This is a genomic window from Weissella koreensis KACC 15510, assembly GCF_000219805.1.
GTDB classification, from domain to species: Bacteria; Bacillota; Bacilli; order Lactobacillales; family Lactobacillaceae; genus Weissella; species Weissella koreensis.
Map to the genome: position 1 here is coordinate 1,066,970 of NC_015759.1, position 24,674 is coordinate 1,091,643.

Genomic DNA, 24,674 nt, shown 5'->3' on the forward strand with positions numbered 1-24,674 from the left:
CATACTGAAAAATTATGTATTCCTTCTTTATTATTCAATGTAGTCTAAGAAGGTTAAACATCAGAAATTAAAACTGTCATTTTTTAAATATAGAAAAGGTCGATGATATTCTTTTAGTATAATTTGGATGACTTACTTTAATTTATAAAAATATCTTTGTTTGAGTATATAATTTTATAAGATATAGTTCAGTTTTATTAAAGATCATATGTTATATTTTATCTATTAATAAATACCTGTTTAATCAATTATCTACTATGGAATAATTAAAAAATACGACAGGAGCTGCATATATGGTGAATTTCGATGAATTGAAGCGAGTCAGACGCATTTTAACAATTGCTCGAACTGGGTTAGCTTATACAAAAGACACATTTGATCGGGAACGATTGCGTGAAATTGAGAAAATTTCTATCAGTCTTTTAGCACAAATAAGTCATTATACAATTGATGAAATTAAACAACAGATCATTCTAGAACCGGGATATATTACGCCAAAGATTGATGTGCGTGTCTTTATTCAAAACGATCAACAAAAAGTTTTATTAGTTCAAGACATCAAGACTAAGCAGTGGTCCTTGCCAGGAGGCTTTGCTGAGGTTGGTATGTCACCCATTGAAAATGCGCAACGTGAAGTACTAGAAGAAACGGGGGTTAATGCTGAAATTATTAATTTAAAAGGTGTTTTTGATACTGATCAGTCCAAATTAGGTAAACAATTGACACAATATTATAAATTAATTTTTGAAGGTAAAATTATTGATGAGGGGACTTTTAAATCTAATTATGAAACATCTGATGTTTGTTATTTTTCCTTGGATCAATTACCTGAATTGTCTCTACCAAGAACTACTGCAGAACAAATATTTAAAATTAGTGAAATGATTAAGAGAAATCGTGTTTATATTGAATAATTAAAATTTTATTATTTTAGGAAATAGCTGGATTAAAATAATTCTAAAAATAAATATAAAGTAAGAACTACGTTAATATGTCTTCTTTGAAATTATTTGGATGGAGAAAGATAAAATGGCAATGATTTATTTAAGAAAAGCCACTTTAGCTGATTTAGATCAAATTGATTATCTAATTAAAGATGCTAAAAAATTACTGGCTGCGGATGGAATCCCTCAATGGCAAGGGGATTATCCACAAAAAACGGATATATTGGCTGACTTAGAACAAGGAATGACCTATTTATTGATTGTTGACCAACAAATTTTGGGAACAGCCACGCTTATGACGATACCGGAACCTAATTATCAAAATATTTATCACGGTGGTTGGCGAACATCTGACCAACATTATGCTACAATTCATCGGATTGCTATTAAAAGTGACCAAACTGGACAACATCTAAGTGATTTCATATTTAGTAATTTACTTAGTGAGGCAATACAATTAGGATTTAAAGAAATTAGAATTGATACGCATCGTCAGAATTTAAGAATGCAACATGTTCTAGAAAAAATAGGTTTTGAATATAGAGGTATTGTATATATGGATTCGAATCCTGCGGATAGAAGAAATGCATATCAATTATTTTTAGATAAAAAAATTGATTATTTAAGTAAATAAATGGATATTAATATGTTATTATATTATTAATTAATCGACACCACCGGGTGTTTAGGGACTGAGTAAACTCATTAGGTCATAGAAGAGTTTACCGGCCCTTTTTTTGTAATTTTAAAGGAGGATGTAAATATGACGTGGGTATATTTAATTTTAGGCGGATTATTTGAAGTGGTATGGGCGACCACAATGAAATTAAGCCAAGGCTTTTCAAACTTGGGGTATAGTTTACTGACTATAATGGGGATGATTTTTAGTTTTGGTTTTCTAGCTCTTGCAGTGAAGCATCTTCCTCTCAGTATTGGATATCCTGTTTGGACTGGAATTGGGGCAGTTGGATCAATTTTGGTAGGATTATTTTTATTTAAAGATCAGATTAATCCGTTAACCTGGTTTTTTATCGCATTACTGATTATTGGAATAATTGGAATTAAAGTCACAAGTGGGCATTAATGTTTTTGGTTGTATTTGCAACTAAAATCAAGTAAAATTAAATTAAGCATGAGTAGGAGGTGGTTACATTTGGATCAAACATTTTTAAGACGGATTGGTACAATTGCTCGGGCGCTAGATTCAATCAGTAATATTGAATTTAAAGAAATTGACTTAGCCCGAGGACAATATCTATATTTGAGCCGAATTACGGAAAATCCTGGGATTACCCAGATGCAGTTGTCAGAATTGCTGTGTGTAGATAAAACAACCACTAATCGTGCAATTAATCGTTTAGTAGAACGAGAAATTATTGTGAAACAGACCGATCCAATCAATCGTAAAAACCAACGGCTTTATAGTTCAAAAAAAGGGCAGATATTGTATGAAACGTTGAGTCGTGAGAGCGATTATTCAACTCAAGTGGCCCTTCAAGGCTTAAAACCAGATGAGGTTGAGCAAATAAATGTTTTATTGGATAAAGTCACACAAAATGTGGTGCAGGATTGGAAAAGTGTAAAAAAAGGAAAAGTAAGATTGTATTGAGGGGGCTCAATGGAACGAAAAATTAAACCAGTTTATTTAACAGATGTTAAATCTTTACAACAGCTTAGTCGAGAAACATTTGCTGAAACGTTTGGCCCATATAATTCTGCTGAAGACATGGAACGTTATCTAGCGACGGCATATCAGTTAGATCAGTTGCGGTATGAAATTGAAGATGGACAAAGTCAGTTTTTCTTTATTTATTTAGATGAGCACTTAGCAGGCTATTTAAAATTGAATTTTGGCGATGCTCAGTCGGAGATTAGTGATGAAGATAGCATGGAAATTGAACGAATTTACGTAAAACAAAATTTTCATAAACTTGCTTTGGGTAAAAATTTAATGCAACATGCTTTGAATATTGCACGTCAAGCTGTTAAAAAATATGTATGGCTAGGAGTTTGGGAAAATAATCAACGAGCGTTAAAGTTTTATGAAGGACAAGGCTTTGTCCCGTTTAGTGAACATGTCTTTGATTTAGGTAGCAGTTCGCAACGCGATCTTCTACTAAAATATAATTTAAAGGGAGTTAAATAATATGCAACCATTAGTTATTGATAATGAATTTTTTGATATTTTCCCCGAGGCAAATATTTTTGCTTTAGTAGTAAAGGGAATCGACAATCACGCATCTGACGAACGTGAGGAACATAACCAACAATTATTAGATGAAGCGATGAAGATGTCAAAATCTTTTTTAACTGAAGAAGACTTTAAAGATAATCAAGTGATTCAAGAATGGCGACAAGCATTTACTAGCTTTAAAAAGAAGAAGGGGGCACGTTCGTCCATTGAAGCTTTATTAAAACGTGTAAATCAAGGGAAACAATTGACTCCAATTAATCCATTAGTTGATATTTATAATAGTGTTTCATTAGAATATGGGGTGCCATGTGGTGGCGAAGATTTGCACGCAGTTCAAGTTCCTATGCATCTTGGATTAGCTAAAGGTGGCGAAGATTTTATTCCTGTTGGAGCGGATGAATCAGAACCAGCGTTACCTGAAGAATTGATTTATTATGATTCTGAAGGAGCAATTTGTCGTTCGCTAAACTGGCGTGATGCACAACGGACCATGTTAACTGAAGATACTCAAGATGCTATTTTAATTATTGAAGGTATTACGGAGCAACAAAAAGAACGTGGAGCAAAAGCAATTCTAGAATTACAAAATCGAATTGAAAATGAATTAGGTGTTAAGGGTGAAACATTTACGATTACGGCTAATCAATAATGATTAACAAGATTTAAACTAAATGATGGAAAAGCCTTGCTAATAATAAATTCATCTTTTATAATGAGAGCAATTGAATAATACCGAATGTTTAGTATAATCGTTGGAGAATGGCCAACGAGTTCCTACCTGCACCGAAACGCAGACTACTAGATGAAGCTTTTTGGCGCGCCCATTCATTTTTGTTTGGGTGCGTTTTTGTATTCGCTTTTTAAGCTGTTAATTCATAATTTGGCATAACTTATGTTGTATTGAATTGATAGGAGTGTTTGCAATGGACGGCGATTTTACGAACATTCAAGCACTCATCAGAGGAGATTTAAAGAGATGGATCAGGTAAGTAAGCCGAATTTTTTACAATCAACTATTCTTGGGCTTCAGCATGTTTTAGCCATGTATGCTGGCGGTATTTTAGTCCCATTATTAATTGGGGCCGCGCTGCATTTTACCCCACAGCAGATGACCTATTTGATTTCAGTTGATATTTTTATGACAGGTATTGGAACGTTGTTACAACTTAAATCGACGCGCTTGACTGGAATTGCGATGCCTGTGGTTTTAGGGTCAGCCATTCAATCAGTTTCACCATTGATTAGCATTGGCGGTACTTTGGGGATTGGGGCCATGTATGGAGCAACTATTTCAGCGGGAATTTTCGTATTCTTAATTGCAGGATTATTTGCAAAATTAAGAGAATTTTTCCCACCTGTGGTCACGGGATCTTTAATTACGGTAATTGGTTTGTCATTGATTCCAGTGGCGGTTACTAAAATTGGTGGTGGTGATATTGCGGCGAAAAGTTTTGGAAACATGACTGATCTATCAATCGCTGCAGTCACAATTATTGTGACCATTATTCTAAATATCTTTACTCGTGGATTTTTGAAATCGATCGCGATCTTATTAGGAATTATCGGTGGAACGATTTATGCGGGATTAATTGGGCAAGTATCGATTCAAGCTGTATCCGATGCATCTTGGGTTCACTTACCCATGCCATTCTTTATGGGAGTTCCAACTTTTGATGCTTCAGCGATTATTACGATGATTATTATTGCATTAACATCAATGATTGAATCAACGGGGGTGTATTTTGCCATTGCTGACATTACGGGAACGAAGTTAACTGAAAAACGTATGGCACGTGGTTATCGGGCAGAAGGGTTAGCAGTTATTTTGTCAGGAATATTTAATACTTTTCCATATTCAACATTTTCGCAAAATGTTGGAGTTGTACGCCTTTCAGGAGTGCGTTCAAAAAAGCCAATTTATTCAGCCGCTGTTATTTTAATTATTATTGGAATGTTACCCAAATTTGGGGCACTAGCTACCATTATTCCAGATCCTGTTTTAGGCGGAGCGATGTTGATTCTCTTTGGAACTATTGGAGTGCAAGGAACAACGATCATGCGTGCAGTGGATTTCGGAATTGAGCGTAATTTGATGATTGCTGCTTTGTCTATTGCATCTGGGATTGGAATTTCTGCTTATCCACAATTGTTTCAACATATGCCTACAATGATTAATATTTTGATTCAAAATGCAGTTGTGGTGACAGCAATCTTAGCTGTCGGGTTGAATATTATTTTACCTGGACGAGAGAAAAAATTTTTAGAATAAAAGTAAGCAGATAGTTAATGTTATGGGATGCTTGTATACTTGATAAATGGGGTTTATTGAAACTTGCATCTGTTGAAACGTTCTGTTAGAATTTCATCTTAATATAGAGTATATAAATAAGAATGAACAAAGGGGGGATAAAAATGCGGATTGTACCGATTGAAGAAAAAGATTGGCCAGTATGGCAAACGATTTATGAAGAGGCATTCCCACTTTCAGAACGCATCGATTTTGATGAATTAGTGCAATTATCAAAAGATAATCCGAAGATTAATTTATCAAAATTAATGGAATTGGATCAAATAGTTGGCCTATTGTGCCACGTTGATTTACCTGATCAAAAAGGATTTATTCTATATTTTGCAACTCATGCAAAGCAAAGAGGAATGGGTCTTGGCAGTAAAGCATTGGTTGCGATGAAAGAATTATATCCAAATGGGTTTATTTTGGAGAGTGAACAGATAGGGACGCAGGCTGGTAATGAGGAACAACGTCAATCTCGTTTCAAATTCTATGATCGTAATGGGGTGAAAGCTTCTGATATGCTTTCTCATAATATGTCTGGCGATTTTCACTTGATGCGCTCAACTGAAACAATCACTAGTCAGGATTACTTGAAAGCAATTAATATGTTTGGGATTCCGGCTGAAATAAGCCAAATTTAGGAATACCGATAAAAGTTAGATTAAAGAATAATATTTAGTTTTGAAACATGTTGATAGAGAGGGCTGAAACTACTTTGTTTTAGACCTCTCTTTTTTTGTTATAGTTAAGGTGCTTATAAAGTTATTTAAAAATTAAATAATTTGAAAACTAAAATTAATATTGGTAAAGTTAGATAAAAAGGTTGATAATACTAATTTATTAAGTTAAATTTAAAAAGTTAAAATGAGACTAATCATAATAAATGTTCAGGTTGAATGTATTGTATAAAAATAAGATTTAAAAGTATCGTCGATAATAAGGGGAGTTAAATAGATGGAAGATATTAAAAGGTGGTGGTTAAATGACCGCACACAAATGTACTTAACGTTGATATTTATGATCGGAGTAATTTACCTATTTCGGTCATTCATGCCAACTATATTATTAATAATCATTTTTGCATCAATTGGAATTTCCGGAGGCCAATGGGTTAAAAAATGGACGAAATTACCTTATATTTTTGGAGTTACAATTTTTTATATTTTAATTCTGTTCGGGCTCTTTTTAATTATTTCGTTTGTGGCCCCAATGTTTTATAAAGAAGGTGTGAGTTTGGTTCAATCGATTATTCACGCTTATGAGCATTCACCTAAGATTGCAAATCAAATTAATGAGTATTTGGCTAAGACCAATTTAGATGACAAAATAACTAGTGGATTAACGTCGGTATTACACGTGAGTTTGCAAACTATACAAGGGCTTTGGAAAGGCATTACCGAGACTGTTTTGGCTGTCTTACTTAGTTTTGTTTATGCGGTAAGTTTAAATCCGCTCAAAAAATTTGGTCGTCGTTTCCAAACATCTGATTTTCCACGCTTTTTTACGAATATCTATGAATTAGCCAATAAATTTGTTTATATTTTGGGACAAATTATTAGGGTACAAATTGTGATTGATCTTTTTAATACTTCATTGTCAGTCATAGGGTTTATTGTTCTGGGGATGCCGTCTGCAATGGTCTTGGGAAGTATGGTTTTGGTCTTAGGCCTAATCCCAGTCGCAGGTGTTTTGATTTCCATGATTCCTTTGACGATTGTTGCCTTCTCTGCTGGTGGTTGGGTTTTAGCCAGTGAAATTTTAATCTTCATTTTAATCATTCACGCCTTTGAAGCTTATGTCTTACATCCAAAACTAATGGCAACACGTTCGGAACTGCCAGTCTTTGTAACCTTTATATCTTTGATTGTGATGGAACGAATTTTGGGACCTTGGGGATTGATTTTGGGGGTTCCTATTGTTGCGTTTTTCCTTGATGTAATCAAGGTACATGCTTTTTCTAAAAATGTCGGGGATAAAAACGTATAAATTAGTAGTTTTATTACTGGATTTATTGTACAATTGTCCGAATGAAAACGATTTCCGTTGGTGAAAGCAGGGGTAAAAATGTTAATTAAACAAATTTCTATTGAAAATAGTTCGGAATTAAAAGATATTCAAATTGAAGATAATTTGATCGTTGCTATAGATAAAAATATCACACCAAAAACTGGTGAGAAGGTGTTAGATGTAGCGGGTAAAGTTGCGATTCCACCATTTGTTGATCCTCATGTCCATCTTGATTCAACGCAAACAGCGGGCGATCCAGAGTGGAATGAAGAGGGAACTTTATTTGATGGTATTCGAATTTGGTCTGAACGAAAGAAAACTTTAAGTTATGAGGATGTTAGAGCGCGTGCTCTTAAAACACTAAGATTACAAGCTGCGCATGGTTTGCAATTTGTGCGTTCTCATGTTGATGTGACCGATCCAAATTTAACAGCTTTACGCGCTTTATTGGATGTGCGAGATGAAGTTAAACCATGGATGGAGTTACAATTAGTGGCTTTCCCTCAAGAAGGAATTTTATCATTTCCGCATGGAAAAGAGTTGATGGAAAAAGCAGCTCAAATGGGTGTGGATGCATTAGGTGCTATTCCACATTTTGAATTTAATCGAGAATATTCGGTTGAATCTATACGTTTTGTTTTTGAATTAGCGCAAAAATATAATTTGTTGATTGATGCACACACTGACGAAATTGATGATCCTGATTCTAAGAGTTTGGAAACAATGGCGACCTTAGCATTAGAAACGGGTTTGAAAGCTCGAGTAACTGCATCTCATACAACTGCGATGGGCTCTTATAATGACGCTTATATGTATAAATTGATGCGGTTGTTAAAAATGGCGGATTTGAATTTTGTTTCAAATCCCCTTATTAACATGTATCTGGGTGGTCGTTTTGACACTTATCCGAAACGACGTGGTTTAACACGTGTTAAGGAATTAGATAAGGAAAATATTAATGTAGCTTTCGGCGAGGATGATATTAAAGATCCGTGGTATCCAATGGGAAATGGTAATATGATGGATGTTTTGCATCTGGGACTCCATACTACTCAAATTATGGGTCATCAAGAAATTATGGATTCATATCGCTTTATTACTAAAAATGGGGCTAGAACGTTACAAGTGGAAGATCACTATGGTATTGAAGTAGGAAAACCTGCATCATTTTTGATTTTAAATGCTCCGAACTTTTATGAGGCTCTTAATCAACGAGCAGAAATTTTGTATTCAATTCATAATGGGGACATTTTAGTTCAGACAAAACCTGCCGAAATTGAACTTGATTTTTAATCTAGAATAAAAAAGCATGAAGAGATCGGGATAATTTTATCTCGATTTTTTTTAATATTGATATTCAATCAATTTATGTGTGAAATAATTTTAAATATTTTTAATACCATATTTAATAAAATAGGTTGATTAATTTAGTAATTAAATCAATTTTGATTAGTGAATTTTGGAAAAATCATTTAAATATGAAGAAACTCTTTCTTAAAACTAATGTGTTTATATAAAATACTTTGTTTTTAAAAACAAATCCGTTATATTAGTTTTATTAATTAAGTAACGGAGGATGTTTATTTGAAAATTTTAATAATTTCCAAAGAATTAGAGTTACTGGGACAAATTCAGACTTTGTTGAATAGAACATCGTGGAATTTAGAATTTATAAGTGATTTAACATTAGCAAAGACATTAATCCAACAAAATCCAAATCAATTTGCTTCAATTATGTTGGATGATACATTGATTCAATCTAAAAATGAGCTAGAACAATTCAAAAATAAGATGGACGTTCAAAGTTGTTTTATTCTATTCCATTCAGAAAAATTGAAGAAAGGGTGGGATGATTATGAAGCTATTCCAGCAGAACAGTCAATGGAAACAAATACAGCACAACAATTAATGGATAAGCTTGAATGTCTTCGATCAATCTTGCATAAAAACAAGTTAATTAAGGATGAGGAACAAGTAACTCCGATATTACATATAGATGAATTAACTCAAGAAGTAATAGTAAGTGGAGAAAAATTAGGCCATTTGACACCTAAGGAATTTGATTTGTTATTAATTTTGGTACAACATCCACGACAAGTTTTGACCCGAGAAAGACTTTTACAACATGTGTGGCATGAGGAAGTTTATGTTGATACTCGAACAGTGGATACACATATTAAAATGATTCGGAAAAAATTACCTGTTAATTTAATTAAAACGGTTTGGGGTCGAGGCTATAAGTTTGAAGAATAAAAATAGGTATGGCCCATAAAGTAAAAATATGGAAAATTGGTATATGAATTGGTATAATATATTTTGTACTTGAAAACGCTTAATCGTGATAAAATAGAGCTGTGAAGTAAATAAGTTAAAGGTGGATATTGAAATGGCGATTAATTTAACTAGTTTAGGAACAACTCCAAGTGGAGAAGAACTTCAACACGTGATAATTCAAAATAAAAATGGTCATAAATTAGGTCTAGTATCTTGGGGAGCATCATGGCAATCATTTAAGACAGCCGCCGGTCAAGATTTAGTTTTAGGCTTTCATGACGTCGACAGCTATTTAAATAATAATTATTATATTGGAAATGCTGTGGGACGTGTAGCGGGGCGTATTGATGGTGCTAATTTTGATTTAGAAGGTCATAATTATCAATTGGACCAAAACGAGGGGAATAATACTTTACATGGTGGGGAAAAAAGTTTTTCACACCGCAATTGGGAAATTAAAGAACTCGATGAAATTAATAATCGGGTAGTCTTTGGAACATCTTTGGATGAAAATGAGGATCATTTTCCAGGAACAATGCAAGTAACTGTTACTTATACGTTGAGCGATACTGATGAAGTGACACTTGAATTCAGTGCGTTATCAGATAAAACTACGTTATTTAATCCTACATCACATGTATACTTTAATATGGGTGGTTTGGAAACTGATGCCAATAAAATGCAATTACAAATCAAAGCAGATCGTTATATGGAATTACGCAAAACTGATAAAATCCCTACCGGTAAGTTGTTGCCAGTTGAAGGAACTGCATATGATTTCAATACAGTAACCACAATTGGTGAGGCAATTGCTGAGATCCCTTCTGATGATTTTGATAAGAAGTTTGATGATGTCTTTGCGTTGGATTCAAAATATCAACCAAATGTAGTGTTGTCGGATCCTGTTTCTAAGCGTGCAGTTGAAATGACGACTGATCGGAATGCTGTTGTTTTCTTTATTACTAATCCAGAAGTTGATAATTATTCTGATCAGGCTGCATTCCTAGCAGAACATCCTTATAACGGGGTGGCTTTGGAAGCGCAAACTTTGTCTGATTCAATTCATCATCCTGAATTTGGGGATATTGTTTTGCCAGCTAACCAGCAGAAAACCTACACTACAAAATATGCTTTTAAGAATCTATAATTTCACTACTAGTTTTAAGATGGGAGTAATACTAATATGACGACGTTGTCTTTCGATAAGAGTAAATTATCAACATTTGTTGATGAAGAAGAGTTAGCGATGATCCAACCAATGGTGACTGTAGCAGATGAAATGTTACGTCAAAGAACAGGGGCTGGAGCGGCTTATACCGATTGGATTAAGTTACCAACTGAATATGATAAAGAGGAGTTTGCACGGATTCAAAGTGCGGCTGAAAAAATCAAGAATAATTCAAAAGTTTTGGTAGTGATCGGAATTGGAGGATCTTATTTAGGTGCTCGGGCCGCTATTGATTTTTTAAATGAATATTTCAATTCATCATATGATGATAGTGAACGTGAATTCCCACAAATTATTTTTACTGGGAATAATATTTCAGGACAATACCTGAATTCAGTAATTAAATTAATTGGAGATCGTGATTTTTCAGTTAACATCATCTCTAAATCTGGTACTACAACTGAACCAGCTATTGCCTTCCGTGTTTTCAAACAAATGTTGGAAGATAAGTATGGTGTGAATGAAGCAAAGGAGCGTATCTTTGCCACAACTGATGCTAAGCGTGGTTCTTTGAAGACTTTGGCTGATGATCAAGGTTATGAAGAATTCGTTGTGCCAGATGGTGTAGGTGGTCGTTTCTCAGTTTTGACTGCAGTAGGACTTTTGCCAATTGCAGCTGCTGGTGGTGATATTGAACAATTGATGGCTGGGGCAGCCGCAGCGCAAAAAGATTATGCTGATGCTGATTTGCAAAAGAATGAGGCTTATCAATATGCTGCTTATCGTAATATTCTTTATCGTAAGGGCTATACAACTGAGTTACTAATTAATTACGAACCAACGCTAGTACAATTTAGTGAATGGTGGAAGCAACTACAGGGTGAATCAGAAGGTAAAGATGGAAAAGGAATTTTCCCAGCATCTGGTAACTTTTCAACTGACTTACATTCATTTGGCCAATATATACAAGAAGGTCGTCGAAACTTATTTGAGACACTTGTACGGGTTACTAACCCAACTTCAGATGTTGTGATTCCTGAAATGGAAGCCGATGATGGTTTGGAATACTTACAAGGTAAGACAATGAGCTATGTTAACCGAATGGCTTCAGATGGGACATTATTAGCTCACGTTGATGGTGGTGTACCTAACATGGTTGTTGAAATTGAACAACAAGATGCTTATCATTTGGGATACATGATTTACTTCTTTGAAATTGCAGTTGGAATTTCTGGATACTTGAATGGAGTTAATCCATTTAATCAACCAGGGGTAGAAGCTTATAAAAAGAATATGTTTGGTCTTTTGGGAAAGCCTGGTTACGAAGAATTGACTGCTGCCTTGCGTGAACGTCTATAAAGCATAAGAGGACTGGGAAAATTTTCCTTCTCCTCTTTTTAGTTAATATCAAAATATATTTAAGATTAATTAAGTTTAATCTAGTAAGATGATAAAAACAATATTACTCATTCGGATTAATTTGAAACGACAGGAGCGGATAATTGATTAAAACGAGCAACATAACAAACTGGCTTAGTCGGTTAATAAAAGGTATGATTTTAGCCCTTGGATTTATTTTACCAGGTGTATCTGGCGGAGTTTTAGCTGCCATCTTAGGAATATATGAACGTCTCTTGCAATTTATGGGGAATGTCAGACAACGGTTTAAATTGGATTTTTGGTATTTTGTTCCAGTTGGCTTAGGTGGCCTTTTGGGTATAGTTTTATTGAGTGCTCCACTAGAGTATTTATTAGAAAAACATCAGATTTTAGTACTCTGGGCATTTTCTGGTGCAATTATTGGAACTTTACCATCATTGTTTAAAACGGCAGGTGTACAAGGCCGTAAGACTAGTGACTGGATGGTCTTGATATTAACGACGGTGCTAGGGGGATGGTTTTTATATAATTTAAGTACAATTTTTGGTACTTTAAAACCTAATTTTGCTAGTTGGATTTTGGCAGGTGGATTAATTGCATTAGGAATTATTCTGCCAGGATTAAGCCCTTCAAATTTATTGCTTTATCTTGGATTATTTGAGCCTATGCTAAAAGGATTTAAGTCGGGTGACTTAAGTGTGTTAATTCCAATGATTATTGGTGCCGGAATTACTTTATTGGCTCTATCAAAAGTAATGTTGATTTTATTGAAAAAATTTTATGCAAAGGTTTATCATTTTATTTTGGGAATCGTGATTGCCTCAATTGGACTGATTTTGGTTCCGCCAGTAGCTAATTATGAAGGAATAAATATAGGTACGATGGTTTTTGCTTTAATTTTAATGCTAGCCGGAATGGCGTTGGGATGGTGGATGTCCCAACTAGAGAATAAGTATAAGTAATTTATAGTTATATTGAATAAAGCTGGTTTTTTGATAACTAATCTGTTAATATTTATAAGTATAAAAGTTAATTTTAGGAGATTTTAATCATGGCCATTGGAATGAATGATTTGAAGACGGGTTTGACAATTGAATACTCAAACTCAATTTGGCGGGTGTTGGAATTTCAACACGTTAAGCCTGGTAAAGGGGCAGCCTTTGTCCGTTCAAAGTTAAAGAATTTGCGTTCAGGATCAGTAAATGAAGTTACTTTCCGACCTGGAGATAAGTTTGAAATTGCTAATATCGAAACTTCACCAATGCAATATTCATATGCTGATGGTGACAATCGTGTATTCATGAATATGGATACATATGATCAAATCGCTATTCCGGTTGACCGTATTGAAAACGAGATGAAGTATCTATTAGAAGGAACTGACGTTAAGGTAACTTATTATGAAAGCGAATTATTGGGAATTGAAGTTCCTAAGACCGTTGAATTAACTGTTACAGAAACACAACCTGGAATTAAAGGTGCTACTGCCAATGGTGGTGGTAAGCCTGCTACAATGGAAACAGGCTTAGTAATTACAGTTCCTGATTTCATTAACGCTGGTGAAAAATTAATTGTTAATACAGATAATGGTGGATCATACTCTTCACGTGCATAATTTGTGAATGAATCCATTTCGAAGCGTCTACCAGACTAACTTGATTGGTGGGCGCTTCAATTGTCTAAATGAAATTTTACGTAATAAGGAGGACAATCAGATGGCAGCAGAAGAAACGATTTTATTAACACAAACCGAAAATGGTTCAACGCGGGTTAATATTCGGGTACTTGATATTATTGCCGGCTTGGCAACACGTGAAGTGGAAGGGGTTGCACGTTTACGTGGAACCTTTGGTGAACGTGCTAAAGAGGTCTTAGGTTATAAAGACCAACATGGAACGGGGATTAGCACTAACCAAGACGAAGAAGGCAACCTTCAAATTGAAGTTTATGTTGATTTAAACTATGGGGTCGCTATACCAAAGGTCGCTCATACAATTCAAACTCAAATTAAAACGCAAATGAATGCAATGCTCGGAATTGATGTTGAAACAATTGATGTTCACGTTGTTGGAGTTTTGTCCGAAAAACTTGAATCTGAAATTGATCCTAATAATCTTTTTGGAGATGATCAAAAGGAAGAGGACCATAAGTAATGGTGACACTAACACGACATGTAATTCGCCAAGTAACTTTGCAAACTTTGTTTGGCCTTTCAGCTAATTTAGACGCTCAACCAGAAGCAGTTATTATGCAAGCTTTAGCTGGTGATCCTGAATTAGAGAATGTGACGGAAGTTCCGGCAGAAGTCCTAGACTTAGTTCAAAAGGTTCAAGCTTATACTGATGACGCAGACTTAATGATTTCAAAATACTTGATTGAAGGTTGGACTTTGGATCGACTAAACTTGATTGATTTAGAAATTATGCGGATTGCTATTTATGAAGCTAACCAAGGTGATGTACCAACCAAAGTTGCAGTAAATGAGGCGCTTAATTTAGCAAAAGAATTTACTGATGATTCTTCAGCTAAATTCATTAATGGAATTTTATCAAAAGTATTGACATTTTAGATAAAATTACGTAGTATTAGGTAACGTTAGAAAACAAAGTAATGGCTACCCGCTATTCACCTAGAAGAATTTTGTTTCTTCGGGTCTATCGATTTCATTAATTATTGAATGAATAGCGGGTTGTCGTTGTATGCGACAATTCGCTTTTACTTTGTCTGGACAAAAATAGGAGGTAAGTACCATAGCAGCTAATGTACGCCAACCACAGCAGAAGAACGATTTGGTTAATGAAAATATCCGTGCGCATGAAGTCCGTTTGATCACCGATGATGGTGATAAAGGGGTTCTTCTAAAGGATGAGGCTCAAAAGATTGCTGACGAAGCTGAACTTGATTTAGTTTTGGTTCAAGCAAACGCAAAGCCTCCCGTTGCAAAAATCATGGATTATGGAAAATTCAAGTTCGAGAGCCAAAAGAAAGTTCGCGAACAACGAAAAAATCAAAAAACGGTCACTGTGAAGGAAATTCGTTTAAGTCCTACTATTGATTCTGGTGATTTTAATACCAAGAAAATAAATGCCAATAAATTCCTTAGTAAGGGAAATAAGATTAAGGTTTCCATTCGTTTCCGGGGTCGTGCAATTACCCACAAGGAAATTGGACGTGAAGTCATGAATCGATTTGCTGCTGAGTTAGAAGATACCGCTAAGGTTGAAGCTCGAGCAAAAATGGAGGGACGTAGCATGTTTATGGTGCTAGCCCCTAAGGACGCCAAGTAACCGCATATTATATTTGGAGGAGAAAACTCATGCCTAAGTTTAAGACACACCGCGCTTCTGCAAAGCGTTTTAAGAAGACTGCCAATGGTGGTTTGAAGTCAGCTAATGCCTACACGTCACACCGTTTCCATGGTAAGACTAAGAAGCAACGTCGCCAATTGCGTGGAACTTCAATGATGAATCACACTACGTTGAAGACATACCGTCACATGTTGAGCCGTATCTAATTTAATTAATTAGATCAGGTTTGTTAGATTTTTGTAAAGAATATTGGAGGATTAAACCATGCGAGTAAAAGGTGGAACAGTTACACGTGCGCGTCGTAAAAAGATGATCAAATTGGCCAAGGGTTACCGTGGTCAACGTCACATCAACTATAAGGTTGCTAAGCAACAAGTTTGGAAGGGTTGGGTTTATGCTTTCCGTGATCGTAAGACCACTAAGCGTAACTTCCGTAAGCTTTGGATTACACGTATCAACGCTGCTGCCCGGATGAATGGATTGTCATATTCACGTTTCATGAACGGTTTGAACTTGATGGGATCAAAGTTGAACCGTAAGATGTTAGCTGATTTGGCTATCACAGATGCAACTGCATTTTCAGCTTTGGCAGATGCAGCAAAGAAAGCTTTGACTGATAACAACCAAACTTTCCACGCTATCACACCTGCAACAACTGAAAAGGTTATTGAAATCCATACTGCCGAAGCAAAGCCTGCTAAGACAGCGGAATCAAAGCCATCTGAAAAGAATACTGTTGCTGAAATTAAAGCATATTTGGACGCCCAAGGGACTGAATACGCTTCTTCAGCAAAGAAGGCTGACTTGTTAGCTTTGGTATAAGTTTTAAAGGCATGAATTGAATTTTTTAAATTCTGCATAAAAATCAGCTGAGACATTTATGTCTTGGCTTTTTTTATAGCCAATTAAAAAAAATTATTAAGCCAAAGCTGGCAGTGATACAAGGAATGAGCGGAATTTTTTTGGATTTTAAAAATAATGATAGAAGGATGCCAAAAAAACAGCTCAATTGAATACATGCTAGCCATTGCTCAAAAGTTAGATATAAAAATTGAATAAAAAATATATCTATATCTCCATTTCCGATATATTTTTCGCAACGATTTAAATAAAGTAAACTAAAATAGATAGGCAGAGCAAGCAATAATTTATTCAAATCATAATTTAATCCATACATCCAAATAATTGGCATCCCAAACCAACTCGAAATAGCATAATATCTTATATCTTGGTAAGTAAATAAAATAAGCAAACAAAAAATAACTATTAACATAATAACCTCCATATATGTTCAGAAAGAATCGATAATTAAGGTAAACGTAACAAAAAGACACGCCCGGAAATGTTTACCATCAAAATCCCGTTATTATTGGTTTATTTTAGATAAAGTATTGCAAAAAAAAACGAGAGATGCTATTATATTCTTTGTGCTTGTAGTAAGTTGGTGTCCGCGTTAGTTCGCGCGACGTGCTGAACTAATTTTGCCGGTACCGAAAAAGTTTGGAATTTCGGATTTATTTATAAACGATACGCCCGGAATTGTGGACTAAAATAAAAAATATGGAAGGAGCCTCTTAGACATGCCTACAATTAATCAATTGGTTCGTAAGCCTCGTAAGTCAAAGAGCACGAAGTCAAAGTCACCAGCTTTGAACTTCGGTTATAACTCACAATCAAAGAAAACCATCCTTGCCCCAGCCCCACAAAAACGTGGTGTTGCAACTCGTGTTGGTACAATGACTCCTAAGAAGCCTAACTCAGCTTTGCGTAAGTACGCCCGTGTGCGTCTTTCAAACTTGATTGAAGTTACGGCATATATTCCTGGAATCGGTCACAACCTTCAAGAACACTCAGTTGTCTTGATCCGTGGTGGACGTGTAAAGGACTTGCCTGGAGTACGTTATCACATTATTCGTGGTGCTTTGGATACTGCCGGTGTTGATGGACGGATGCAATCACGTTCTAAGTACGGTGCAAAGCGCCCTAAGAAGAAGTAATTAAGGGAGGACATTAATTATGCCACGTAAGGCTTATACTAAGCAGGCAGAAGTTCTGCCTGATCCAATTTATAACTCAAAGCTTGTTTCACGTTTGATCAACCGTTTGATGCTTGATGGTAAACGTGGAACTGCTTCAACAATCTTATACGAAGCTTTTGATCGTATTAAGGAAACAACTGGTAATGAACCATTAGCAGTCTTTGAAGAAGCCATGAATAACATCATGCCTGTCTTGGAAGTCCGCGCACGTCGTGTTGGTGGATCAAATTACCAAGTTCCAGTTGAAGTTCGCCCAGAACGTCGTGTTACGTTAGGACTTCGTTGGTTGGTTTCATACGCACGTTTGCGTGGGGAACACACAATGGACGAACGTTTAGCTAAAGAAATTATGGATGCTGCTAACAATTCTGGTGCATCTGTTAAAAAGCGCGAAGATACACACAAGATGGCAGAAGCCAACCGTGCCTTTGCACACTATCGTTGGTAAGATTTGCGATAGTTTAAATCGAATTGCTAGACTAATACTTCGTTTTTAAAGTGTTAGTCTGGCTTTTTTTGATAAAAATTGGTAAGTCTATAATTAGATATTTAATTATAGATTTTAATAACAAAAACTTGCTTGTTGCTTAAACATAAATTGTTGCTTTAATTAAGGGTAATCAGCCGGGAAGGGTGGTTACTTTTAAGATTTTGCGGTATAATTCATGGTAAGCAGCTAACATGCTGAATTAAATAACAGGAGATTTTTCACAATGGCTAACACGCGTGAATACCCATTAAGCCGGACCCGTAATATCGGGATCATGGCCCACATTGACGCCGGTAAGACAACAACTACTGAGCGTATTTTGTACTATACAGGAAAGATCCACAAGATTGGTGAAACTCATGATGGAGCTTCACAAATGGACTTTATGGATCAAGAAAAAGAACGTGGAATCACGATTCAATCAGCTGCTACAACAGCTGTTTGGCATGGTTTCCATGATCAATTCAAAACAGAACCATACCGTGTCAACATCATTGACACACCAGGACACGTGGACTTCACTATCGAAGTTGAACGTTCATTGCGTGTGCTTGATGGAGCCGTAGCCGTATTGGATGGGGCTGCTGGAGTTGAACCACAAACTGAAACGGTTTGGCGTCAAGCTGAAACTTATCAAGTACCTCGTATTGTTTTCGTTAACAAGATGGATAAGTTGGGGGCTGATTTCCAAATGTCAGTTGACTCAATCAAGTCTCGTTTGGGAGCAAATGCTAAAGCTATTCAATGGCCTATTGGAACTGAAGATGACTTCGCTGGGATCATTGACTTGATCACAATGGAAGCTTTGTTCCCAGTTGATGATTTGGGTGAAAAGTGGGAACCACGTGAAATTCCTGCTGATTACAAAGAATTAGCTGAAGAAAAGTATAATGAATTGGTTGAAGCTATTGCTGATGTCGATGATGTTATCATGGATAAGTACTTGAATGGTGAAACTATTGCTCAAGACGAATTGAAGGCAGCTATCCGTCGTGCAGTCTTGGCTTTGGAATTCTACCCAGTACTTGCTGGATCAGCTTATAAAGACAAGGGTGTTCAAATGGTTTTGGACGCGGTTGTTGATTACTTGCCATCACCTTTGGATGTTAAGCCATATATTGCTACAGATCCAGATACTGATGAAGAAATTGACTTGATCGCTAACGATGAAGACCCATTCGCAGCCTTGGCCTTTAAGGTTATGACTGACCCATATGTTGGACGTTTGACTTTCGTTCGTGTTTATACCGGAACTTTGGAATCAGGTTCATATGTACAAAACACTTCAAAGGGAAAGCGTGAACGTGTTGGACGTTTGCTTCAAATGCACGCCACTGACCGGACTGAAATTGAAGAAGTCTTCTCAGGTGATATCGCGGCTGCTATTGGTTTGAAGGATACGACAACTGGAGATTCATTGACAGCTATGGATCGTCCTTTGATTTTGGAATCAATGGAATTCCCTGATCCTGTTATCCAATTGGCTATCGAGCCTAAGACTAAGGCTGACCAAACTAAGATGGGTGAAGCCCTTCAAAAGTTGGCGGAAGAAGATCCTTCATTCCGTGCCGAAACTAACCCTGAAACTGGAGATACTTTGATCTCTGGTATGGGTGAATTGCACTTGGACATCATCGTTGATCGTATGCGTCGTGAATTTAACGTTGATGCAACTGTTGGTGCACCTCAAGTTGCTTATCGTGAAGCCTTTACTAAAACCGTTGAAGCGCGTGGATACTTCAAGCGTCAATCTGGTGGTAAGGGACAATATGGAGATGTTTGGATCGAATTTAGCCCTAACGAAGAGGGAGCTGGATTTGAATTCGAAGATGCCATTGTTGGAGGAGTTGTTCCACGTGAATATATTCCTTCAGTTGAAGCTGGATTGCGTGATTCATTGAATAATGGACCACTTGCCGGATTCCCATTGGTTGACTTGAAGGCCAAGTTGTATGATGGATCATATCACGATGTCGACTCATCTGAAGCTGCCTTTAAGGTTGCCGCTTCATTAGCATTGCGTGAAGCAGCTAAGACCGCTGGAGCCGTTATCTTGGAACCAATCATGAAGGTCGATATTGTTGTACCTGAAGATAATCTTGGTGACGTTATGGGACATATCTCAGCACGTCGTGGAATGATCGAAGGACAAGAACAACGTGGAAATTCATTGATGGTTCACGGTAAGGTTCCGTTGTCAGAAATGTTTGGATATGCAACAACTTTGCGTTCATCAACACAAGGTCGTGGTACATTCCAAATGGTCTTTGATCACTATGAAGCTGTACCTAAGAGTGTTCAAGAAGATATCGTTAAGAAGTATGGTCGTGGAAGTGTTGAAGATTAATCTGATTTCAGGTTATTATTTTTAAAGCTATGATTAATGATAAAAAAGGCTGGGATATTATGTCCTGGTCTTTTTTTATTTCTTTTATTAAAAAATGATTTAAATCATAATAAGCATTAGCTAATGCTATTAAAAAACAGCATAGATATAATGTTGGTCAAATTAAGCGTATATTTGAAGATGTTGTATGATTAAAATGATGGAAATATGTAAAAATAGATGTTTTAAATTGGGAATAACATAACTAGTTTTTAAAGCAATATAGTATAATTTAAGCTAGGATTTGAAAGGTGGACAGCTAAGTGGCACAACCAATTATTGAATTTAAAAATGTTTTAAAACAATATGATGATAAAGTTATTTTAAATGGCGTTAATTTAGAAATTGAAACAGGCAAATTTTATACGTTATTGGGACCATCAGGTTCTGGTAAGACAACTATTTTACGTTTGATTTCGGGCTTTTTAGAAGCAACGAGTGGCGATATTTTATTTGATGGGCAACTAATTAATGATGTTCCAGCAGAAAAACGGCCGGTTAATACGGTATTTCAAAATTATGCGTTATTTCCAAACATGAATGTCTTTGAAAATGTTGCTTTCGGCATGAGAATAAAAGGTTTGCCCGATAATACGATCAAAGAAAAAGTGGCCGAAATGTTGGATTTAGTGAAATTATCGGGATATCAAGATCGTGAAATTAATGAGCTGTCAGGTGGTCAACAGCAACGAGTCGCAATCGCACGGGCGTTAGCAAATGAGCCTAAAGTTCTTTTATTAGATGAGCCACTTTCAGCACTGGATTATAAATTGCGAAAAGAGATGCAATATGAATTACGTGATATTCAACAAAGGTTGGGGATTACATTTATTTTTGTAACACATGATCAAGAAGAAGCTTTGGCAATGTCAGATTGGATTTTTGTTATCAATGATGGTGATATAGTTCAAAATGGTGATCCAGTTGATATTTATGACGAACCCATTAATCATTTCGTTGCTGATTTTATCGGCGAAGCAAATATTATTCCAGGTGTAATGGTTGCTGATAATTTAGTTCACTTTAATGGGCAAAATTTTGAAAATGTTGATGGAGGAATGCGCTTAAATGAATCGGTTGAGGTGGTAATCCGGCCTGAAGATGTTGATATTGTCACAGAAGAAGTTGGTAAAGTTATTGTTACCATTGATGCAACTTCATTTCGGGGCGATTATTTTGAAATTACGGCTTATGACGATGACCATCATGAATGGCAGATCCAATCTACCAATGGGGTTCCTATTGGTAAACGAGTGGGCTTGACCTTCGAACCAAAAGATATTCATATTATGCGTCTTAACGAAACCGAAGAGGACTTTGATGCTCGTTTGGAGGCTTATGATGAAGAGTAATCGTCAAACGATTAGCTTTATGCTGCCTTACATTTTATGGGTTGGTTTATTTGTTTTACTACCATTAGCTTTGATGGTTACCCAATCAGTTCAAAATATACATCATCAATGGACTTGGGAAAATTATACTAATTTTTTTAGTTCAGGAACCTATCTCAAAATGACTTTTAATTCTATTTTTTACGCGTTATTAGTAACAGTGCTTACGCTTTTAATTAGTTATCCTATGGCGTATATATTAAGCCGGATCAAGCACAGTCAATTTTGGTTATTATTGGTGATCTTACCAACTTGGGTTAATTTATTGTTGAAAGCTTACGCATTTATCGGTTTATTAGCACGTGAGGGAACAGTTAATCAATTTTTGGGATTTATGGGAATTGCTCCGCAGCAATTACTTTTTACGGATGCTAGTTTTATTTTAGTAGCGACATATATTGAAATCCCCTTTATGATTTTACCGATTTATAATAGCTTGGTTGAAATTAATCCAAGTTTAACGAATGCTGCACATGATCTAGGTGCAACTGCCTGGCAAACATTAAAAAAGGTTATTTTTCCTTTAACTTTGAATGGGGTTAAAACCGGTATACAAGCGGTCTTTATTCCAACGTTATCACTATTTATGCTAACTCGATTGATCGGCGGTAATCGTGTTATTACCCTTGGAACGGCGATTGAGGAACACTTTATGGTGACACAAAATTGGGGAATGGGATCGACGATTGGAATTGTTTTGGTCTTAGCGATGGCATTAACAATGTATCTTACTCGCGAACGCACAAAGAAACGGGGGCGTCGATAATGAAAAAAATAAAAATTGGTCGAATCTATTTAATTTTAGTTTTCATTTTAATGTATGCCCCTATTTTATACTTGATTGTTTTTGCCTTTAATCAAGGAGACCAGATGTCACGATTCACTGGTTTTTCCTTGCGGCATTTCCAAGATATGTTCGCAGATCATCATTTGGTCAGCATTTTAATTAATACTTTTATTTTGGCTTTTTTATCATCAATTTTAGCAACATTAATTGGGACCTTTGGTGCTTTGGGGATTTATCAAATTAGAAAACCAAGTCTTAAAAATTTAGTTTTGTCTCTCAATAATATTTTAATGGTGTCCCCAGATGTTATTATTGGAGCATCCTTCTTGATTTTATTTACTTTGGGTGGAATTACTTTAGGCTTCGGATCTGTTTTATTGGCTCATATTGCATTTTCGATTCCGATTGTTGTTTTATTAGTATTACCAAAACTAAACGAAATGGATACTGCTTTAATTCGAGCTGCCCAAGATTTGGGAGCGAACTCATATCAAGTTTTAAGTCGTGTCGTTTTACCATATAGTTGGCCAGGAATTATTGCTGGTTTCTTTATGGCAATCACTTATTCATTAGATGATTTTGCGGTTACCTTCTTTGTAACCGGAAATGGATTTTCGACTTTATCAGTAGAAATTTATGCCCGAGCACGTCATGGGATTGATCTGTCAATTAATGCCTTATCAGCGGTGATGTTTTTGTTTTCATTAGTATTAGTAGTGATTTATTATTTCATCACAAATCCCAAAAAGCATAAGGGCGGATTAAAAATCCGTCGTCGTTCAACAATTAAGCAGCACGGGGGAATCCAATGAAAAAATTAATTACATTCACCCTGGTAATTTTAGGTGCAGTAGGTGTGTTGTTTTTGGTGAATTATGGATGGCAAGTTTCCGATCAAAGGGAACAGTCAGTAAATGCTAATAAAAAACAACAAGTACTGACTATTTTTAATTGGGGAGATTATATTGATCCAGTATTGATTAAAAAATTTGAAAAAGAAACAGGATATAAAATTGATTATGAAACATTTGACTCAAATGAAGCCATGTTTACTAAAATCAAGCAAGGTGGTACTCATTATGATTTAGCCATTCCATCAGATTATATGATTCAAAAGATGAAGGCTGCTAATTTATTAGAACCGTTGGATCATCAAAAATTAACGGGCTTAAATAATTATAATTCAGCACTAATGAATCAGGAATTTGATCCTCATAATAAGTATTCATTACCGTATTTTTGGGGAACCTTAGGTGTCGTTTATAATGATAAGTATGTTGATCCAATGGAAATCCAGAATTGGGATGATTTGTGGAACGATAAGTGGAAAAATTCAATTATGCTATATGATTCAGCACGTGATGTAATGGCAGTTGGTTTAGCATCTAATAACAATGATATTAATACTAAGGATAATGGTGAATTAATGGCTGCTAAGGGCCGTTTAGATGCTTTGATGCCAAATGTTAAAGCTATTGTTGGTGATGAAATTAAGATGTATATGGTTCAAGATGAAGCAAAAATTGCTTTAGACTTTTCAGGAGATGCCCAGCAAATGATGTCTGAAAATTATCATTTACATTATTTGATTCCAAATGGTCGAGGAAATGTATGGTTTGATAACATGGTGATCCCAAAAACCGTTCAAAATAAGGAGGGGGCTTATGCTTTTATGAACTTTATGTCGGAGCCAGAAAATGCAGCTAAAAATGCTGAATATAATGGCTATGCTACACCTAATGCTAAGGCTAAGAAATTATTGCCAGCTAAGATTAGAGATAACGAGGCATTTTATCCGACTTCAAAAACGTTAAAGCAGTTAACGACATATCGAGATTTAGGTCTCGACTGGACTGAAAAATATAATGACTTATTTCTCGAATTTAAAATGAGTACAAATCGTTAAAACCAATCAAAGGCGGCTGATGAAATGAAAAAAAAAAAATAATTTTTGGTCTTGAAATGATATTTTTAATATTATTTATAGTAGCTGTTATTTTGGGGATCATAGCT

At 35.7% G+C, this 24,674-nt stretch carries 27 protein-coding genes, 1 pseudogene and 1 riboswitch; of the genes and pseudogenes, 27 read left to right on the top strand and 1 reads right to left on the bottom strand.

Going from position 1 to position 24,674, the window contains the following annotated elements; genetic code table 11:
* The first annotated feature begins 293 nt into the window (after window positions 1-293).
* From WKK_RS05100 to rplT, 20 genes and pseudogenes are all read left to right on the top strand, one after another.
* On the top strand, window positions 294-914 hold the full coding sequence (locus tag WKK_RS05100) for an NUDIX hydrolase N-terminal domain-containing protein (protein ID WP_006845040.1): 621 nt from the start codon (window positions 294-296) through the stop codon (window positions 912-914).
* A 115-nt stretch (window positions 915-1,029) separates the two neighbouring features.
* A complete protein-coding gene (locus tag WKK_RS05105; protein WP_006845041.1) occupies window positions 1,030-1,578 on the top strand; it encodes a GNAT family N-acetyltransferase in 549 nt (182 codons plus the stop codon).
* A 129-nt stretch (window positions 1,579-1,707) separates the two neighbouring features.
* Window positions 1,708-2,028, top strand: coding sequence for a DMT family transporter (locus WKK_RS05110; protein WP_006845042.1), 321 nt, complete (start codon window positions 1,708-1,710; stop codon window positions 2,026-2,028).
* A gap of 48 nt (window positions 2,029-2,076) precedes the next feature.
* Window positions 2,077-2,553, top strand: coding sequence for a MarR family winged helix-turn-helix transcriptional regulator (locus tag WKK_RS05115; protein ID WP_173677185.1), 477 nt, complete (start codon window positions 2,077-2,079; stop codon window positions 2,551-2,553).
* 9 nt (window positions 2,554-2,562) lie between these two features.
* On the top strand, window positions 2,563-3,090 hold the full coding sequence (locus WKK_RS05120) for a GNAT family N-acetyltransferase (RefSeq protein ID WP_013989675.1): 528 nt from the start codon (window positions 2,563-2,565) through the stop codon (window positions 3,088-3,090).
* Window position 3,091: 1 nt separating this feature from the next.
* Window positions 3,092-3,787: a B3/B4 domain-containing protein gene (locus WKK_RS05125; RefSeq protein ID WP_006845045.1), complete on the top strand. Its 696-nt coding sequence runs from the start codon at window positions 3,092-3,094 to the stop codon at window positions 3,785-3,787.
* 72 nt (window positions 3,788-3,859) lie between these two features.
* A riboswitch (purine riboswitch) is annotated at window positions 3,860-3,956 on the top strand.
* Between the two features lie 158 nt (window positions 3,957-4,114).
* Window positions 4,115-5,407, top strand: a complete 1,293-nt coding sequence (locus WKK_RS05130; protein WP_006845046.1) for a nucleobase:cation symporter-2 family protein — start codon at window positions 4,115-4,117, stop codon at window positions 5,405-5,407.
* 143 nt (window positions 5,408-5,550) lie between these two features.
* Window positions 5,551-6,072, top strand: a complete 522-nt coding sequence (locus WKK_RS05135) for a GNAT family N-acetyltransferase (protein ID WP_013989676.1) — start codon at window positions 5,551-5,553, stop codon at window positions 6,070-6,072.
* 313 nt (window positions 6,073-6,385) lie between these two features.
* Window positions 6,386-7,417: an AI-2E family transporter gene (locus WKK_RS05140; protein WP_013989677.1), complete on the top strand. Its 1,032-nt coding sequence runs from the start codon at window positions 6,386-6,388 to the stop codon at window positions 7,415-7,417.
* A 78-nt stretch (window positions 7,418-7,495) separates the two neighbouring features.
* On the top strand, window positions 7,496-8,731 hold the full coding sequence (codA, locus tag WKK_RS05145) for a cytosine deaminase (protein WP_013989678.1): 1,236 nt from the start codon (window positions 7,496-7,498) through the stop codon (window positions 8,729-8,731).
* 291 nt (window positions 8,732-9,022) lie between these two features.
* A complete protein-coding gene (locus WKK_RS05150) occupies window positions 9,023-9,691 on the top strand; it encodes a response regulator transcription factor (protein WP_013989679.1) in 669 nt (222 codons plus the stop codon).
* A gap of 133 nt (window positions 9,692-9,824) precedes the next feature.
* Complete coding sequence (locus WKK_RS05155) at window positions 9,825-10,859, top strand: aldose epimerase family protein (RefSeq protein ID WP_013989680.1); 1,035 nt, start codon at window positions 9,825-9,827, stop codon at window positions 10,857-10,859.
* Between the two features lie 36 nt (window positions 10,860-10,895).
* Complete coding sequence (locus tag WKK_RS05160) at window positions 10,896-12,239, top strand: glucose-6-phosphate isomerase (protein WP_013989681.1); 1,344 nt, start codon at window positions 10,896-10,898, stop codon at window positions 12,237-12,239.
* Between the two features lie 146 nt (window positions 12,240-12,385).
* Window positions 12,386-13,222, top strand: coding sequence for a DUF368 domain-containing protein (locus tag WKK_RS05165; protein ID WP_038240989.1), 837 nt, complete (start codon window positions 12,386-12,388; stop codon window positions 13,220-13,222).
* 89 nt (window positions 13,223-13,311) lie between these two features.
* Complete coding sequence (gene efp, locus WKK_RS05170) at window positions 13,312-13,875, top strand: elongation factor P (protein WP_006845054.1); 564 nt, start codon at window positions 13,312-13,314, stop codon at window positions 13,873-13,875.
* Between the two features lie 100 nt (window positions 13,876-13,975).
* Window positions 13,976-14,413 (top strand): Asp23/Gls24 family envelope stress response protein, encoded by a 438-nt coding sequence (locus WKK_RS05175; RefSeq protein ID WP_013989683.1) that lies wholly within the window; start codon window positions 13,976-13,978, stop codon window positions 14,411-14,413.
* Window positions 14,413-14,829 carry a transcription antitermination factor NusB gene (gene nusB / locus WKK_RS05180; RefSeq protein ID WP_006845056.1) on the top strand — a complete coding sequence of 139 codons (417 nt, stop codon included), beginning with the start codon at window positions 14,413-14,415 and terminating at the stop codon, window positions 14,827-14,829. The genes WKK_RS05175 and nusB overlap by 1 nt, the downstream gene beginning before the upstream one ends.
* 220 nt (window positions 14,830-15,049) lie before the next feature.
* Window positions 15,050-15,547, top strand: coding sequence for a translation initiation factor IF-3 (infC, locus tag WKK_RS05185; protein ID WP_013989684.1), 498 nt, complete (start codon window positions 15,050-15,052; stop codon window positions 15,545-15,547).
* A gap of 29 nt (window positions 15,548-15,576) precedes the next feature.
* Window positions 15,577-15,774: a 50S ribosomal protein L35 gene (rpmI, locus tag WKK_RS05190; RefSeq protein ID WP_006845058.1), complete on the top strand. Its 198-nt coding sequence runs from the start codon at window positions 15,577-15,579 to the stop codon at window positions 15,772-15,774.
* Window positions 15,775-15,832: 58 nt separating this feature from the next.
* Window positions 15,833-16,243, top strand: a pseudogene (gene rplT / locus WKK_RS07265) (50S ribosomal protein L20); the annotation flags it as partial.
* Window positions 16,244-16,463: 220 nt separating this feature from the next.
* Here rplT and WKK_RS05200 read toward each other — a convergent pair.
* Window positions 16,464-16,841, bottom strand: a complete 378-nt coding sequence (locus tag WKK_RS05200; RefSeq protein WP_013989685.1) for a prepilin peptidase — start codon at window positions 16,839-16,841, stop codon at window positions 16,464-16,466.
* Between the two features lie 307 nt (window positions 16,842-17,148).
* On the opposite strand from WKK_RS05200, the gene rpsL reads away from it, so the two are divergent.
* The 7 genes from rpsL (at window position 17,149) to WKK_RS05235 (ending at window position 24,567) form a co-directional block, all read left to right on the top strand.
* Complete coding sequence (gene rpsL / locus WKK_RS05205) at window positions 17,149-17,565, top strand: 30S ribosomal protein S12 (RefSeq protein ID WP_006845060.1); 417 nt, start codon at window positions 17,149-17,151, stop codon at window positions 17,563-17,565.
* Window positions 17,566-17,584: 19 nt separating this feature from the next.
* Window positions 17,585-18,055, top strand: coding sequence for a 30S ribosomal protein S7 (rpsG, locus tag WKK_RS05210; protein WP_006845061.1), 471 nt, complete (start codon window positions 17,585-17,587; stop codon window positions 18,053-18,055).
* Between the two features lie 265 nt (window positions 18,056-18,320).
* Complete coding sequence (gene fusA / locus WKK_RS05215; RefSeq protein ID WP_006845062.1) at window positions 18,321-20,444, top strand: elongation factor G; 2,124 nt, start codon at window positions 18,321-18,323, stop codon at window positions 20,442-20,444.
* Between the two features lie 302 nt (window positions 20,445-20,746).
* Entirely contained in the window at window positions 20,747-21,835 is a 1,089-nt protein-coding gene (locus tag WKK_RS05220) for an ABC transporter ATP-binding protein (protein WP_013989686.1), read from the top strand.
* Complete coding sequence (locus WKK_RS05225) at window positions 21,825-22,640, top strand: ABC transporter permease (RefSeq protein ID WP_006845064.1); 816 nt, start codon at window positions 21,825-21,827, stop codon at window positions 22,638-22,640. Before WKK_RS05220 ends, WKK_RS05225 begins: the two co-directional genes overlap by 11 nt.
* A complete protein-coding gene (locus WKK_RS05230; protein ID WP_006845065.1) occupies window positions 22,640-23,473 on the top strand; it encodes an ABC transporter permease in 834 nt (277 codons plus the stop codon). Before WKK_RS05225 ends, WKK_RS05230 begins: the two co-directional genes overlap by 1 nt.
* Window positions 23,470-24,567: an ABC transporter substrate-binding protein gene (locus WKK_RS05235; RefSeq protein ID WP_013989687.1), complete on the top strand. Its 1,098-nt coding sequence runs from the start codon at window positions 23,470-23,472 to the stop codon at window positions 24,565-24,567. Before WKK_RS05230 ends, WKK_RS05235 begins: the two co-directional genes overlap by 4 nt.
* Window positions 24,568-24,674 lie beyond the last annotated feature (107 nt).

Excerpts from the sequence above, each read along its gene's own strand:
- codA (WP_013989678.1), top strand. The coding sequence starts at position 7,496 with ATGTTAATTAAACAAATTTCTATTGAAAATAGTTCGGAATTAAAAGAT.
- WKK_RS05230 (WP_006845065.1), top strand. The coding sequence starts at position 22,640 with ATGAAAAAAATAAAAATTGGTCGAATCTATTTAATTTTAGTTTTCATT.
- rpmI (WP_006845058.1), top strand. The coding sequence starts at position 15,577 with ATGCCTAAGTTTAAGACACACCGCGCTTCTGCAAAGCGTTTTAAGAAG.
- WKK_RS05125 (WP_006845045.1), top strand. The coding sequence starts at position 3,092 with ATGCAACCATTAGTTATTGATAATGAATTTTTTGATATTTTCCCCGAG.
- WKK_RS05100 (WP_006845040.1), top strand. The coding sequence starts at position 294 with ATGGTGAATTTCGATGAATTGAAGCGAGTCAGACGCATTTTAACAATT.
- WKK_RS05200 (WP_013989685.1), bottom strand. The coding sequence starts at position 16,841 with ATGTTAATAGTTATTTTTTGTTTGCTTATTTTATTTACTTACCAAGAT.
- WKK_RS05175 (WP_013989683.1), top strand. The coding sequence starts at position 13,976 with ATGGCAGCAGAAGAAACGATTTTATTAACACAAACCGAAAATGGTTCA.
- WKK_RS05140 (WP_013989677.1), top strand. The coding sequence starts at position 6,386 with ATGGAAGATATTAAAAGGTGGTGGTTAAATGACCGCACACAAATGTAC.
- WKK_RS05160 (WP_013989681.1), top strand. The coding sequence starts at position 10,896 with ATGACGACGTTGTCTTTCGATAAGAGTAAATTATCAACATTTGTTGAT.
- nusB (WP_006845056.1), top strand. The coding sequence starts at position 14,413 with ATGGTGACACTAACACGACATGTAATTCGCCAAGTAACTTTGCAAACT.
- WKK_RS05235 (WP_013989687.1), top strand. The coding sequence starts at position 23,470 with ATGAAAAAATTAATTACATTCACCCTGGTAATTTTAGGTGCAGTAGGT.
- WKK_RS05155 (WP_013989680.1), top strand. The coding sequence starts at position 9,825 with ATGGCGATTAATTTAACTAGTTTAGGAACAACTCCAAGTGGAGAAGAA.
- WKK_RS05130 (WP_006845046.1), top strand. The coding sequence starts at position 4,115 with ATGGATCAGGTAAGTAAGCCGAATTTTTTACAATCAACTATTCTTGGG.
- WKK_RS05120 (WP_013989675.1), top strand. The coding sequence starts at position 2,563 with ATGGAACGAAAAATTAAACCAGTTTATTTAACAGATGTTAAATCTTTA.
- WKK_RS05115 (WP_173677185.1), top strand. The coding sequence starts at position 2,077 with ATGAGTAGGAGGTGGTTACATTTGGATCAAACATTTTTAAGACGGATT.
- rpsG (WP_006845061.1), top strand. The coding sequence starts at position 17,585 with ATGCCACGTAAGGCTTATACTAAGCAGGCAGAAGTTCTGCCTGATCCA.
- rpsL (WP_006845060.1), top strand. The coding sequence starts at position 17,149 with ATGCCTACAATTAATCAATTGGTTCGTAAGCCTCGTAAGTCAAAGAGC.
- efp (WP_006845054.1), top strand. The coding sequence starts at position 13,312 with ATGGCCATTGGAATGAATGATTTGAAGACGGGTTTGACAATTGAATAC.
- WKK_RS05225 (WP_006845064.1), top strand. The coding sequence starts at position 21,825 with ATGAAGAGTAATCGTCAAACGATTAGCTTTATGCTGCCTTACATTTTA.
- WKK_RS05135 (WP_013989676.1), top strand. The coding sequence starts at position 5,551 with ATGCGGATTGTACCGATTGAAGAAAAAGATTGGCCAGTATGGCAAACG.
- fusA (WP_006845062.1), top strand. The coding sequence starts at position 18,321 with ATGGCTAACACGCGTGAATACCCATTAAGCCGGACCCGTAATATCGGG.
- WKK_RS05110 (WP_006845042.1), top strand. The coding sequence starts at position 1,708 with ATGACGTGGGTATATTTAATTTTAGGCGGATTATTTGAAGTGGTATGG.
- WKK_RS05105 (WP_006845041.1), top strand. The coding sequence starts at position 1,030 with ATGGCAATGATTTATTTAAGAAAAGCCACTTTAGCTGATTTAGATCAA.